The organism is Aquitalea magnusonii, assembly GCF_003202035.1.
Taxonomy (GTDB): Bacteria; Pseudomonadota; Gammaproteobacteria; order Burkholderiales; family Chromobacteriaceae; genus Aquitalea; species Aquitalea magnusonii.
Map to the genome: position 1 here is coordinate 128058 of NZ_QJKC01000012.1, position 14100 is coordinate 142157.

At 58.2% G+C, this 14100-nt stretch carries 15 protein-coding genes; 4 read left to right on the top strand and 11 right to left on the bottom strand.

Features of this window, described 5'->3' with window-relative positions:
• Positions 1-110: 110 nt before the first annotated feature.
• The 7 genes from phoU to DFR38_RS13975 form a co-directional block, all read right to left on the bottom strand.
• A complete protein-coding gene (gene phoU / locus DFR38_RS13945) occupies positions 111-815 on the bottom strand; it encodes a phosphate signaling complex protein PhoU (RefSeq protein ID WP_059287284.1) in 705 nt (234 codons plus the stop codon).
• Positions 816-941: 126 nt separating this feature from the next.
• Positions 942-1601, bottom strand: a complete 660-nt coding sequence (gene rpiA / locus DFR38_RS13950; protein WP_059287285.1) for a ribose-5-phosphate isomerase RpiA — start codon at positions 1599-1601, stop codon at positions 942-944.
• Between the two features lie 85 nt (positions 1602-1686).
• Positions 1687-2166 carry a 2-C-methyl-D-erythritol 2,4-cyclodiphosphate synthase gene (gene ispF, locus DFR38_RS13955; protein WP_059287288.1) on the bottom strand — a complete coding sequence of 160 codons (480 nt, stop codon included), beginning with the start codon at positions 2164-2166 and terminating at the stop codon, positions 1687-1689.
• Between the two features lie 5 nt (positions 2167-2171).
• Positions 2172-2855: a 2-C-methyl-D-erythritol 4-phosphate cytidylyltransferase gene (ispD, locus tag DFR38_RS13960; RefSeq protein ID WP_110313545.1), complete on the bottom strand. Its 684-nt coding sequence runs from the start codon at positions 2853-2855 to the stop codon at positions 2172-2174.
• On the bottom strand, positions 2852-3574 hold the full coding sequence (dnaQ, locus tag DFR38_RS13965; protein ID WP_059286945.1) for a DNA polymerase III subunit epsilon: 723 nt from the start codon (positions 3572-3574) through the stop codon (positions 2852-2854). The genes ispD and dnaQ overlap by 4 nt, the downstream gene beginning before the upstream one ends.
• 61 nt (positions 3575-3635) lie before the next feature.
• Positions 3636-4079 carry a ribonuclease HI gene (gene rnhA / locus DFR38_RS13970; protein ID WP_059286946.1) on the bottom strand — a complete coding sequence of 148 codons (444 nt, stop codon included), beginning with the start codon at positions 4077-4079 and terminating at the stop codon, positions 3636-3638.
• Positions 4076-4885 (bottom strand): class I SAM-dependent methyltransferase, encoded by an 810-nt coding sequence (locus tag DFR38_RS13975; protein WP_059286947.1) that lies wholly within the window; start codon positions 4883-4885, stop codon positions 4076-4078. The genes rnhA and DFR38_RS13975 overlap by 4 nt, the downstream gene beginning before the upstream one ends.
• A gap of 20 nt (positions 4886-4905) precedes the next feature.
• Between DFR38_RS13975 and gloB the strand changes: the two genes are divergently transcribed.
• Together gloB and DFR38_RS13985 are read left to right on the top strand one after the other, a co-directional pair.
• Positions 4906-5664 (top strand): hydroxyacylglutathione hydrolase, encoded by a 759-nt coding sequence (gene gloB / locus DFR38_RS13980; RefSeq protein ID WP_059286951.1) that lies wholly within the window; start codon positions 4906-4908, stop codon positions 5662-5664.
• Between the two features lie 221 nt (positions 5665-5885).
• Positions 5886-7778: a LysM peptidoglycan-binding domain-containing protein gene (locus tag DFR38_RS13985; RefSeq protein WP_239688768.1), complete on the top strand. Its 1893-nt coding sequence runs from the start codon at positions 5886-5888 to the stop codon at positions 7776-7778.
• A 72-nt stretch (positions 7779-7850) separates the two neighbouring features.
• Here DFR38_RS13985 and dtd read toward each other — a convergent pair whose 3' ends face one another.
• Complete coding sequence (dtd, locus tag DFR38_RS13990) at positions 7851-8303, bottom strand: D-aminoacyl-tRNA deacylase (RefSeq protein ID WP_059286949.1); 453 nt, start codon at positions 8301-8303, stop codon at positions 7851-7853.
• Positions 8304-8354: 51 nt separating this feature from the next.
• Here dtd and DFR38_RS13995 point away from each other — a divergent pair, with 51 nt between their 5' ends.
• A complete protein-coding gene (locus DFR38_RS13995) occupies positions 8355-9194 on the top strand; it encodes a PhzF family phenazine biosynthesis protein (protein ID WP_110313546.1) in 840 nt (279 codons plus the stop codon).
• 50 nt (positions 9195-9244) lie between these two features.
• Positions 9245-10018 carry a peroxide stress protein YaaA gene (yaaA, locus tag DFR38_RS14000; RefSeq protein ID WP_059286950.1) on the top strand — a complete coding sequence of 258 codons (774 nt, stop codon included), beginning with the start codon at positions 9245-9247 and terminating at the stop codon, positions 10016-10018.
• Between the two features lie 24 nt (positions 10019-10042).
• Here the strand turns inward: yaaA and DFR38_RS14005 are convergent, their stop codons facing one another.
• The 3 genes from DFR38_RS14005 to DFR38_RS14020 all read right to left on the bottom strand — a co-directional run bounded on the left by DFR38_RS14005 (position 10043) and on the right by DFR38_RS14020 (position 14022).
• Positions 10043-11038, bottom strand: coding sequence for a 2-hydroxyacid dehydrogenase (locus DFR38_RS14005; protein WP_110313547.1), 996 nt, complete (start codon positions 11036-11038; stop codon positions 10043-10045).
• A 216-nt stretch (positions 11039-11254) separates the two neighbouring features.
• On the bottom strand, positions 11255-13327 hold the full coding sequence (locus DFR38_RS14015; protein WP_082693982.1) for an acyltransferase family protein: 2073 nt from the start codon (positions 13325-13327) through the stop codon (positions 11255-11257).
• 245 nt (positions 13328-13572) lie between these two features.
• Complete coding sequence (locus DFR38_RS14020) at positions 13573-14022, bottom strand: Rossmann-fold NAD(P)-binding domain-containing protein (protein ID WP_110313549.1); 450 nt, start codon at positions 14020-14022, stop codon at positions 13573-13575.
• Positions 14023-14100: the final 78 nt, after the last annotated feature.

Below are 14100 nucleotides of genomic sequence, written 5' to 3' on the forward strand. Positions count from 1 at the left end.
CATGCTCAGGGCTCAGCCTGTAAGCGGCCACGCCATGGATTATTCAATAAAAAATGGCAGTAACATGCGCGATGTTACCGCCATTCGTGCTGTTGCGTCATTGCGCTTGATCAGTGACCCAGGGTTTCCCGCTTGATGTCTTCCAGCGAGGTATGGCGGATATCCTTGCCCTTCACCAGGTAAACCACGTACTCGGAGATGTTCTTGGAATGGTCGCCAATGCGCTCGATGGCCTTGGAAATGAACAGGGTGTCGATGGACATGCTGATGGTGCGCGGGTCTTCCATCATGAAGGTGATCAGCTGGCGCAGCTCGGCGGCAAAGTCGTCGTCCAGGCGCATGTCTTCTTCGGCCAGTTCCAGTGCCGCGCTGGCATCCAGCCGGGCAAAGGCGTCCAGTGCGCGGCGCAGCATGGCCAGGGCCACTTCCGCCATCTTGCGGATTTCGCGGAAGCGCGGCATCTGGTAGCGCTCGGACTGGTAGATGGTTTTGCCCATGCGCGCGATTTTTTGCGCCTCGTCACCGATGCGCTCCAGATCGGTAATAGTCTTGATCACGGTGATGATGATGCGCAGGTCGCTGGCGGCCGGCTGACGGCGCGCGATGATGTGCTGGCAATCATCGTCGATGGTGACTTCCATCGAATTGACCAGCGCGTCTTCGGTAATCACCTTGTCGAACTTGGCGATGTCACCGGACATGAGCGCATCGATAGCAGAGAGGATCTGTTGTTCCACCAGACCGCCCATTTGCAGGACGCGGGTGCGGATGGTTTCCAGTTCCATGTCGAACTGCTTGGAGATGTGTTCTGCCATGTCTGCCTCTTGAACGAATCCGGATTGCAATGAATAGATGATGGTAAGCCGGCCTGATGACAGGCTGATGACATTTAATCAAAACGGGCCTGTCAGCGACAGGCCCGGCGGCATGCGACAAAGGGCTTAGCGGATGACTTCCACGCCATCCTGGCGGCCCAGCACCAGCACATCGGCGCGACGACGGGCAAACAGGCCACAGGTCACGACGCCGGCGATATGGTTGATGGCTTCTTCCAGCTCCACCGGGGTGTTGATGGTGAGGCCGTGCACATCGAGAATCAGGTTGCCATTGTCGGTCACCACGCCCTGGCGCAGTTCCGGGTGGCCACCCAGTGCCACCAGCTGGCGGGCCACCGAGCTGCGGGCCATCGGAATGACTTCGATCGGCAGCGGAAACTTGCCCAGCTTGAGCACATACTTGCTTTCATCGGCGATGCAGATGAACTGATCGGCCACGCTGGCCACGATTTTCTCGCGGGTCAGCGCGGCGCCACCGCCCTTGATCATGTGCAGGTGGTGGTTGATTTCGTCGGCACCGTCGATGTACACCTCGAGCTTTTCCACCTCGTTCAGCTCGAATACCGGGATGTGATGCGCTTTCAGGCGGGCGGTGGAGGCTTCCGAGCTGGAGACCGCGCCCTTGATACGGCCTTTGATGGTGGCCAGTTCTTCAATGAAAAGATTGACCGTGCTGCCAGTGCCCACACCGACGATACAGTCGTCCGGCACGAATTCCAGCGCCTTTTGGGCCACGGCCAGCTTGAGTTGGTCTTGGGTCAGCATGTTGATACCTCCATCAGGTGAGTTCGATTCCGCATTCAGACAGGGATTATCCCACATCGGCTGGCATCTGTCGGTGCGCCAGCCATCACTGCGCCGGCATCAGCAGGCAGATGGCCTGCGCTTCGATTGCCTCGCCACGTCCCAGATAGCCCAGCTTTTCATTGGTCTTGCCCTTCACATTGACCGCATTCACGGCAATGCCCAGATCGGCGGCAATGCAGGCGCACATGGCATCGATGTGCGGTGCCAGCTTGGGGCGCTGTGCGATCAGCGTGGCGTCCACATTCACCACCTGCCAGCCGGCCGCCCTTACCCGTGCCGCCGCTTCGCGCAGCAATACCCGGCTGTCCGCCCCCTTGAAACGGGCATCGGTATCCGGAAAGTGCCGGCCGATATCGCCCAGCGCGGCTGCTCCCAGTATGGCATCAGTAATGGCATGCAGCAGGGCATCGGCATCGGAATGCCCCAGCAGGCCATGGCTGTGCGGGATGGTCACGCCGCCCAGGATCAACGGGCGGCCTTCCACCAGCTGATGCACATCGTAACCTTGTCCAACTCGGAACATGCTGTTCACTCCTTTCTTGCGGCCAGAATGGCACGCGCCAGTGCCAGATCGCGCGGGTAGGTCACCTTGAAATTCTGCGCATCGCCTTCCACCAGCCGCGGCTTGTGTCCATATTGCTCCACGGCGGAGGCTTCGTCGGTGATATCCGCCACCGTGGCCGCGGCCAGTGCCTCGGCCAGCAGCCCGGCACGGAACATTTGCGGCGTCTGCGCCAGCCACAGCCCCTGGCGCGGCACGGTGGCACTGATGCGGCCTTCGCCATCCGCCCGCTTCACCGTATCCGGCACCGGCAAGGCCAGCAGGCCGCCTACCGCATCGTCAGCCAGGGTGGCAATCAGCCGCTCCACCGCCGCCACCGACAGGCAGCAGCGGGCGGCATCATGCACCAGCACCCAGTCCTGCTCGCCGGCCTCCATGGCCTGCAAGCCATTGCGCACGCTTTCGGCGCGGCTGGCACCGCCCACGCGCAGCACGCTGAGCTTGGGCAGGTCCCATTCGAAATCATCAAACCATTCGTCACCGGGCGAGATCACCACCACCACCCGGCTGATGGCTGCCACCTGCGACAAGACCTGCAAGGTGTGCCACATCAGCGGACGATTGTTCAGTTGCAGGTATTGCTTGGGGCTGGGGCCGCCAAAGCGGCTGCCGGAACCGGCGGCCGGCACCAGGGCAAGATAGCGGCTCATGCGGCCTCCCCTGACGGCGGGTTCTCCAGCGTGCGCCACAGGCAACTGCCCTTGACCGCCTTGTCCAGCTCGCCCAGATAGCTCTGGTGTGCGGCCAGTTCTTCCTCGCTGGCCCGGCGTACCGACAGCGGCTTGCGCTCGAAATGGATGTCGCCGGCTTGCTGGCTGCCGTTGTCGACATCGATGTCCATGACCAGGCTTTCCTGGCCGCGGGTCATCCACAGATAGACTTCCGACAGCAGTTCGCAGTCGATCAGCGCACCGTGCAGGGTACGGTTGGAGCGGTCGATTTCAAAGCGGTCGCACAAGGCGTCCAGGCTGTTGCGCTTGCCGGGAAATTGGTCGCGCGCCATGGCCAGGGTGTCGGTCACCTGCGCCGCCACATCCTTGACGAGCGGCAGGCCCAGGCGGTCGAATTCGGCATTGAGGAATTTGACGTCAAACGGCGCGTTATGAATGATCAGCTCGGCCCCGCGCATGAAGTCGGCCAGCTCGGCCGCCACCTGGGCAAAGCGCGGCTTGCCCTCCAGCGAGGCCAGCGAAATGCCGTGCACCCGTTCGGCATCCGGGTCGATATCGCGCTCCGGGTGAATGTACAGATGCAGATGCTTGCCGGTGAGCTTGCGGTTCACCATTTCCAGCCCGGCGAATTCAATGATGCGATGGCCCTGATCGGGATCGAGGCCGGTGGTTTCAGTATCGAGAATGATCTGTCTCATGCTGCTGCTTTCAGGCGAACCGGCCTGCGCCGGTCGCAATCAATAACTCTGTCAGGGGGATTTACAGGGTGTCGACGCCACGGTTGGCCAGCTGGTCGGCGCGTTCGTTGAACTCATGGCCGGCATGGCCCTTGACCCAGCGCCACTCGACATGGGTGTGACGGTTGCGCTCGGCATCGAGCGCCTGCCACAGATCGGCATTCTTCACGGGTTCCTTGGCGGCGGTTTTCCAGCCACGGGCCTTCCAGCCGTGGATCCACTCGGAAATGCCTTTCTGCACATATTGCGAGTCGGTGTAGACCACCACACTGCAAGGCCGGTTCAATGCCTCCAGCGCGCGAATCACCGCCAGCAGCTCCATGCGGTTGTTGGTGGTGCCGTGCTCGCCACCAAACAATTCCTTTTCCTTGTCCTTGAAACGCAGCAGCGCACCCCAGCCACCGGGGCCCGGATTGCCCTTGCAGGCACCATCGGTATAAATCTCAACGCGATCTTCAGTTGTCATGTGTCTCTGTCAGTTCCGCCCCGTCCTGCCGACCGGGCATGGTCATTCTGTGCAGGCTGCCGCGCACCGGCGGTGGTGGCGGCTTGCTTGCGGGTAGGGTGGCGTTCGTTGCCGGCGGCCACCACCAGCCCCTGTGCCGACTTGGCGGCTTTCCACTTGGGGGTAATCAGCCGCATGCCGCGCTGGCGCTTGATGGCCTCGATGCCATATACACCGGCGGCCAGCGGCCACCATTTGTCGCCTGCGCGCTCCAGGAAACCAAAGCGCTCCAGCCAGTCGCGCTGCGAAACGGGGGGGGCATAAGCCATGAAACAGCCGGCGACCGGCTCCAGATCGAGCAGCTTCAACCAGTCGCGGATGCGGATCAGCGGGAAAAAGTTGCCACGCCACGGCGTGTCCGCCCGCCCTTGTATCAGGCGGCGCACCCCCCACAGGGACACCGGATTGAAGCCGGTCATCAACAGACGCCCTTCCGGCACCAGCACTCTTTCCACCTCGCGCAGTACCTGGTGCGGCTCGGTGGTAAAATCCAGCAGATGCGGCATCACCAGCAGATCGAGGCTGCGCGATTCAAAAGGCAGTTGGGCCGGGTGACAGATGATCTGCGCCGCCTCACCGCTTTCCGCCGCCCGGCATTGCCAGGGAATGCGGTTGGCCGCCAGGAAGTCCACCTCCGGCAGGCCCATCTGCACTGCATGAAAACCGAAAATATCGGCAACAGCCCGATCGAAAAACGCCTGTTCGCACTCCAGCAGGTAATGTCCCAGTTCGGTCGTGGCCAGCCACGTGGAAAACGCTTGCATCATTGAAGGAGTCCGATCCGACCATGTTTACCATTACCCCCGTTCGGGCATTTGCCGACAATTATATCTGGGTTTTGCAGCAGGGCACCGGCGCACTTGCAGTTGATCCGGGCGAAGCAGCACCGCTGATCGCCTTTCTGGAGCATGGCGGTCTGGCGTTGCAAGGCATTCTGATCACCCATCATCATGCCGACCACTGTGGCGGACTGGCCGAGCTGTTGCAGCGCTGGCCACAGGCCAGGGTCTATGGGCCGGCGGCGATCAGCGGGGTGAATCAGCCCGTTGCGGAAGGCGAGCGGATCGACTGGCAGGGCTATCAGTTCGAGGTATTAGCCCTGCCCGGCCACACACTGGACCACCTGGCCTATTACGGTCATGGCCAGCTGTTTTGCGGCGACACCCTTTTTGGCGCGGGCTGTGGCCGCCTGTTTGAAGGCAGCCCGGCCCAGATGCTGGCCTCACTGGACAAGCTGGCCGCCCTGCCGGATACCACGCGCTTTTACCCGGCGCACGAATATACCTTGTCCAATCTCAAGTTTGCGCTGGCGGTAGAGCCGGACAATGACGAGATACAGCTGCGTCAGCTGCTGGATCAAAAGCAGATCGCCATGGGTTTGCCCACGCTGCCCACCGAGCTGGGGCTGGAGAAAACCACCAACCCCTTCATGCGCTGCAGCAAACCGGCAGTGCAACAGCAGGCCAGCCGACAGGCCGGGCAGGCGCTGCAGGACCGCCTGCAGGTGTTCACAGTGTTGCGCGAATGGAAAAACAACTTCCGCTGACATGCATTCCGGGTAGATCATTCTTGCCAAAAGGCTGGCTGCCAATCTTTATTAAATCTAGCGACTCATTCAAGCAAAGCTCATGAAATGATTTGTCTTTTTCGATTGACACACCCTTGGGGGGTGTTTAGCATCGGCCGAGATCAGAATTCCGGGCTGGCCAAATGAAAAGAATTACACCATTGGCACTTTCGTTGTCATTTGCATTTTCCGTTTCATCCTTGGCACATGCCGATTCAGGGGCCTTCCGCCAGTCAGTCGGCGTCGACGAAGCCCAGGCCGCCGGCCTGGACATGATGCTGCTGAACTCCAGTCTGCTGCGTAATGGCGACAATGTCTGGGAACGCGCGCGCGAAGGTTTCCAGCTGACCGAAGTCAACGCCGACATCGTCCGCAAGCAGGAACGTCTCTACAGCAGCAAGCCCGAATACTTCAAACGCATGCTGGACCGCAGCCACAAATACCTGTTTCACATCATGAATGAAGTGGAACGCCGTGGCATGCCGACCGAAATCGCCTTCCTGCCCATCGTGGAAAGCGCCTTTGTCCCCACCGCCAATTCACCGGTAGGTGCAGCCGGGCTGTGGCAGTTCATGCCGGCTACCGGCCGTCATTACGGCCTGGAACAGACCTGGTGGTACGATGGTCGCCGCGATGTGATGGAAGCCACCCGCGCCGCGCTGGATTATCTGCAGAATCTGTACGCGCAGTTTGGCGACTGGAATCTGGCACTGGCCGCCTACAACTGGGGCGAGGGCAATCTGGCGCGCGCCATTGCCCGTGCCCAGGCCGCCGGTCTTGAGCCGACCTACGAAAACATCAAGATGCCGAATGAGACACGCAATTACGCTCCCAAGCTGATTGCCGTGCGCAACATTCTCAGCCAGCCGGAAAAATTCGGCGTCAAGCTGGATAAATTCCCCAACAAGCCCTATTTCGTCGCGGTGTCCACCGGTCGTCACATGGACATCGAGGTAGCGGCCAAGATGGCCGGCATTTCCGTTGCCGAATTCAAGGAACTGAATCCTGCCTTCAATCTGCCGGTATACGCCCACAAGCCGGGCCGGCAGATGCTGATCCCGCTGTCCAAGGCCGACAAGTTCGATTACAACCTGTCGCACTGGAACAAACCCTTGCTCAGCTGGCAGGTATACACCCCGAGCACGGATGAAAACATCACCACCGTGGCCGAGCGCTATGGCATGAGCACCGCCGAGCTGCAAAACGTCAACAAGGTAGGCTCGCGCAATCTGGCGGCCGGTCGCCCGGTACTGGTTGCCTTGCGTGGCAAGAGTGACGGCGCCAGCCCGCTGGATGCCGGTGATGGCAACCTGGGGGATGGCACCAGCCTGATCGCCAGCACGACCACGGTGACAAGTTCGCCGGTGCTTGCCAGCAGTGCAGAGACGCCGGTGCTGGCTAGTGCTGCGCCCGCCAGCATCGCCAAAGCGCAGCCAGTCAGCAGCAAGCCGCTAGCCGTCGCAGCAGCCAGCGCGGCCGCGCCGACGGTTGCCAGCACGGCTGCCCCAACACAACCGACGATCATTGCCGACAGCACACCGGTGGTCAAACCGGCGCAGAGCGCCGCACCGGCCGCAGCGGCCAAACCGGTATTGCTGGCCAAGGCGGAAGCACCCAGCCTGCCCTCCGGCAACACGCCGCCACCCAAGCCGCTGGAAGCCCGCCTGGCCAGCGTCAACCCGGCTGCCAGCCAGCATACTGTTGCCAGTGGCGATACCCTGTTCAATATCGCCCGCCGCTACAATGTCAGCGTGGCCGACCTGAAAGCCTTCAACAACCTGACGGATAACACCGTCAAGCTGGGGCAGGTCATCAAGGTCAAGGGCAATCCGCTGGCTGCCAATACCATGCTGGCAGAGGCAGTACCGGCGCCCAGTGCGCAGGATGAGGCCCTGGTCAAGGTCAGCAGCAGCATCGCCCCGGCGAGCGGAGCGGTACCGGCCGAATACGTGGTGCAGCGTGGCGATACCGTCTACAGCATCGCCCGCCGCTTCGGTGTCAATCACGCTGACATCCAGCGCTGGAACGACGCCAACCAGCTGACCCGCCTGCAACCAGGCCAGCGCGTGCGCATCGAGACCCAGGGCCTGTAACTCCCCTGAGCCTGCCAATGAAAAACCCGCTGTCGCGGGTTTTTTCTTGTCTGCCAGCGGTCAGGCCAGCACTTACTCGGGGTCGCGGCTGTCCAGCAAAATGGTCACCGGCCCGTCATTGACCAGCGCAACCTGCATATCCGCCCCAAAAACCCCGGTAGGCACGGCGCGGCCGAGTACCCGGCTGAGGCTGTCAACAAACTGTTCGAACAGTGGTCTGGAAATATCACCACGCGCCGCCCGGCTATAGGAAGGCCGATTGCCCTTGCGCGTGGAAGCAAACAGGGTGAACTGGCTGACCGCCAGCACCTCGCCGCCCTGCTCCAGCAGGGAAAGATTCATCACCCCGGCATCATCATTGAAAATGCGCAGCTGGCTGATCTTGCGTACCAGCCAGTCGATATCCTGCTGGCCATCCACCTCTTCCACCCCCACCAGCAGCAGCAGGCCGGGGCCAATCTGCCCGCATACCTCGCCGGCAACCGTCACGCTTGCTGCACTCACCCGTTGAACTACGACCCGCATGCCCACATCTCCTGAAGTCTGACCTGCCATTCTACCCGCTGGGAGCGCGTGATGAATATTCTGAAGATTGCCGCCTTTTCCGATGGCGAGCGCGGGGGCAACCCGGCCGGCGTAGTCATCCAGCCCACCCTGCCCGCTGACCGTGAAATGCAAGCCATTGCCGCCGAGCTGGGCTTCTCGGAAACCGTCTTTGCCATGCCGCAAGGCCAGGGCTGGCGGGTGCGCTATTTTTCCCCGGAAGCAGAAGTGCCGTTTTGCGGACATGCCACCATTGCGCTGGGGGCAGCGCTGGCCATGCACTACGGCGATGGCGACTTTCCCCTGCAGCTGAATCAGGCCAGCATCAGCGTCAGTGGCCAGTATCAGGCCGGCCGGCTCAGCGCCGCCCTGCAATCACCACCGACCCGCAGTGCACCGGTAGCAGCCGCCTTGCTGCAAGAGGTGCTCGCCTTGTTCGGACTGAGCCCCGCCCAGCTTTCCCCCGAGCTGCCTCCAGCCCTGATTCATGCCGGTGCCGACCACCTGCTGCTGGCGGTGCAGGAGCGTGCCACCCTGTCCGCCATGCGCTATTCACTGGAAGCAGGACGCGACTTGATGCGCCGTGCCGGCCTCACCACCATCCTGCTGCTATGGGCAGAAAACCGGCAATGCTTTCACAGCCGCAATGCCTTTGCCGCCGGCGGCGTGTATGAAGACCCGGCCACCGGCGCCGCCACCGCCGCCCTGGCCGGTTATCTGCGCGATATCGGCTGGGAGCATGGTGGCCATATCGAGGTGATACAAGGCGAGGACATGGGCCAGCGCTCTTGCCTGCATGCGGCCATTCCGCCAGAACAAGGCAGCTCGATTCGCGTATCCGGCCGCGCCAGACTCATGGAGCCGGCGCACTAAGCCGCTGTCTCCGCTACAATTCCCCCTACTCCGCAGCAAGGATCCGCCTCATGTTGATGGTACTCTCGCCGGCCAAAACGCTGGACTACACCACGCCCTCCCATACCACGCGCTACACTCGGCCTGATTTTCTGGCCGACAGTCAGCAACTGATCACGGTATTGCGCGAAAAAAGCCCGGCAGATATTGCCCACCTGATGAATATCAGCGACACGCTGGCCACCCTGAATGTGGGCCGCTATCACGACTGGACCCCCGACTTCACCCCGGACAATGCCAAGCAAGCCGTGCTGGCCTTCATGGGAGATGTTTACGAGGGGCTGGATGCCGCCAGTCTGAACGAAGCACAGCTCGACTATCTGCAACAGCATCTGCGCATCCTGTCCGGGCTGTATGGCCTGCTGCGCCCGCTGGACCTGATGCAAGCCTACCGGCTGGAAATGGGCACGAAGCTGGCCAATCCGCGTGGAGCCAATCTGTATGCCTTCTGGGGAGAGCGTATTACCGCCGCCCTGAATCAGCTGCTGGAGGCAGCAGAAAACCCGACACTAATCAACCTGGCCTCCGACGAGTATTTCAAATCGGTCAAACCGGCCCAATTGCATGGCCGGCTGATTACCCCGGTATTCCAGGATTTCAAGAACGGCCAGTACAAGATCATCAGCTTCTACGCCAAACAGGCGCGCGGCCTGATGGCACGCTGGGCCGCCCTGCATGCGGCAGACACGCCGGAAGCACTGCAGGACTTCAATCTGGCGGGCTACCGGTTCGAGGCGACCGAGTCAGACAGCCAGCGCTGGGTATTCCGCCGCCAGCTGGCCTGAACCCGGGCTGGCCGGCCTGGATCGTCAGCTTCCCACCTTGTTGGCCAGCGCCAGCCCCTGCTCGAAAGCCGTGGCGTTGGCCAGCGTGGTTTCAGCGATATTGTCCAGCGCCTCGCGGGTGAGAAAACCCTGGTGCGCCGTGACCAGCACATTGGGAAAGGTCAGCAGGCGCGCCAGCTGGTCATCCTGCAGGCCGACTTCCGAGTGGTTTTCGAAAAACACCCCCTCCTCCATCTCATACACATCCAGCCCCACCCCGGCCAGCCGGCCATCCTTCAGCGCCGCAATCAGGGCCGTGGTGTCCACCAGCGCCCCACGACTGGTATTGATCAGTACCGCACCGCTTTTCATGCCGGCCAGCGCATCGGCATTGATCATGTGCTGGGTTTGCGCTGTCAGCGGCAAATGCAGGCTGACCACATCGCACTGCTGCAGCAATTGCGCCATCGACACATATTCAAAGCCCAGCTGCTGGTCCAGCCCTGCCTGGGGATAGACATCGAAAGCCAGCACCCGCATGCCAAAGCCCTTGGCAATGGCTATCGTGGCCTGACCGATGCGACCGGTTCCCACCACCCCCATGGTCTTGCGATACAGGTCGAAACCCACCAGCCCATCCAGTGAGAAATCCATTTCACGCACCCGCACATAGGATTTGTGGATGCGCCGCACCACCGCCAATAACAGGGCAAAGGCATGCTCGGCCACCGCGTGCGGCGAATAGGCCGGCACCCGGGTCACCACGATGCCGTGCTGCTGACACGCCGCCAGGTCCACCCCGTTGAAGCCGGCACAACGCAAGGTGATCAGGCGCACGCCACGTTGCGCCAGACGGGCGATGACCTCGCCATCCAGCCGGTCATTGACAAAGGGACAGACCGCCTCAACGTCATGCACCAGCTCCAGCGTGTCCCGATTGAGCCGGGGTTCAAAATAGCTCAAGTGATGGCCAAACTGCTGGTTGGCAAGATCCAGGCTTTGACGGTCGTAGTTTTTGGTATCGAAAACAGCGATGCGCATGGTGGGGGTCGCCAGAAAGTGGAAGAGCTTCCAGTATAACGCGCGCCGAAGGCAGGCCGCGGGCGATGAAATACAGGGCCCCATATGCAAAAACCCCGTCAAGCAAGGCTTGATCGGGGTTTTTACTACCGTGCAGCAAGCTGCAGGGAATTGGTTGCTGGTACCTGGTGGATTACTTACAAACCTTGACCGTATAGGACTCCAACAGAGCTAGGCTTAACCGATACCACGACTAGCAAGCCATCTGATCAATTCACCACCAAGGTACGAACTTCCATAAATCCCCAAATGGTGCGAATCTCGGTACATTAAATTACCACCCACAATGACATTACATTTCTTTTCATCGCAAAAATATGGAATCGAATCAAAAACCTGCAAATTAGGATGCACAACCTTCAGCTTCGCCACCATTTCTCGTAATACTTTTTGCCTGTCATTTGTCACTTCCCTGGAGACGTAACAATTCTCAACAGCACCAGGCAAGAATGAACGCCCAATACAGCCTCTCGGGTAAAATGGAATTTCTGGAATATCTACAACCAAAACAACCGACTTACCACTCCGCTCCATATACTCAATTGAATTATTCAATCCATAATAAAACAAATCAATCTTTGAACCGGGCTTGTCTCCAGTAATCCTCAAATCAGACCACTTCCCGGCTCCGCTTACATGATCCGCCGCAAAGCCAGAATCCAATTCATAATTTCCAAAAAATGAAAAAACCACTGTCTTTATTTTTTCCGACTTTGCAACATACTGCATGATGTCGTTCATCATTTTCTGGCAATCCAGACCTCGATCAGAAACCACACCCGCACCTAACAGCGGGGGACAACTTGAATTAGCCAACAATGCCCAATTGTATTTGCTTTGAGCAGCAACACCATAAAAGAGATGCTCCGCATGGCTATCGCCAACTATTGCATAATTCGGCTCACCCTTCTTTGACTGAAGACAATAATTAATACCACTAGTCTTTTTCAACAACTCTGAGCAACTCGGATAATTAATTCCAGCCGGATTTAGCGAAAGCCCATCAAACAATTTCTTACTACTGCGAACTTCTTCTCGGAACTCGAAGCCATCCTTCTTAAAAGTGACAGCTCCCAACAAGCCGACAACCACCAATAGTGCAACCAAAACAGGGGCCCACCACTCCCGATTACCTAGCCTTACGGGTCGCTCTATCAACTTATAAGTCAACCATGCTAAAACAAAGCTTACAACGATAGCAAAACATGCTGCATAATTTGTCAGCAATCCATTATTAACAATTCGTATCATTGACAAAACAAGCCAATGCCAAAGATAAAGTGGATAGCTAATCAAACCGACCCAAACCATTATTTTATTTGCAAGAATATTCTTATTAACCCAAGACCCGGGACCTGCCAAAATCATCAGACATGCAGCAATAACTGGAGCTAACGCCCACCACCCTGGGAATAGTCTATTTTTATCAATAACAAAAACCGCCATAACCGCCACAAAAAAACCAAAAGCAGATAAGGCATTATTTAGTATATCTCGCGACTCTCCTTCAGCACTTAAACTTCTGAAAAATACCGGATTTAAAAAAAACCGCCTCGCCCCGACCAAAAATCTATCATTCTTAAAAATACGTGCATATGCAAGAATAGAACCTGCAAGCAGCTCCCAAAACCTGGTTTGCGGTAAAAAATAAGCTTTAACTATATCACGAAACGTTTCATGCAAATTTTGACTGAATGAAAACAAGGCAATCACTAACACGACCATTAACGCATTCAGGCCAAAACGCCACACTAACCACATCAAGGCAGGAAAAATCAGATAAAATTGCTCTTCTACAGCAAGTGACCATAAATGTACCAATGGTTTGAGTTCTGAGGCATTATCAAAATAGCCAGTCTCTTTCCATAGCACGATGTTCTGTACAAAACCACTCCCCGTTGCCATATGCTTACCCAATTGCCTAAACTCATCTGGCAACAACAAGAACCAACCGATACCAAATGCGGTAAGTAACACGAGAATAAGTGCTGGAAAAATCCTTTTAACCCTGTGCACATAGAAATCTATAAAACTGAATTTTTTGCTCTCAAGGCCTTTAAAAATGATGCTGGAAATCAGGTAACCAGAAATCACAAAGAAAATATCCACACCCACAAAACCGCCGTGAAACTGGTTTGGAAAAGCGTGATACAACAGCACAGCCAAGATAGCCACTGCACGCAAGCCATCAATGTCAGGGCGATAGGTAAGGTGAGGATTCGAGTCTTTAGATGGGAAGGATGTACGCATGGACCAGGCCGTTGCCAACCGTATACCGGCAGGTAGACAAATCGATTAAAACCTACATTCTACCTGCCATACCAGTTTCTGCCTAACCATCTGGCATGTCGTTACATAAAACAATGAGCATTTCTCAAAACTTTTCAACATCAGGCATGCCTCGATACGGAACAAGCATCAAACTGGGTTTATGACCCATGCGGAGATGTCTTACACCAAAATTCTGGGCCTGAGCATCACCATCGCGAATACCATCAAAGGGAAATGGTCTTGCGATACAGGTCGAAACCCACCAGCCCATCCAGTGAGAAATCCATTTCACGCACCCGCACATAGGATTTGTGGATGCGCCGCACCACCGCCAATAACAGGGCAAAGGCATGCTCGGCCACCGCGTGCGGCGAATAGGCCGGCACCCGGGTCACCACGATGCCGTGCTGCTGACACGCCGCCAGGTCCACCCCGTTGAAGCCGGCACAACGCAAGGTGATCAGGCGCACGCCACGTTGCGCCAGACGGGCGATGACCTCGCCATCCAGCCGGTCATTGACAAAGGGACAGACCGCCTCAACGTCATGCACCAGCTCCAGCGTGTCCCGATTGAGCCGGGGTTCAAAATAGCTCAAGTGATGGCCAAACTGCTGGTTGGCAAGATCCAGGCTTTGACGGTCGTAGTTTTTGGTATCGAAAACAGCGATGCGCATGGTGGGGGTCGCCAGAAAGTGGAAGAGCTTCCAGTATAACGCGCGCCGAAGGCAGGCCGCGGGCGATGAAATACAGGG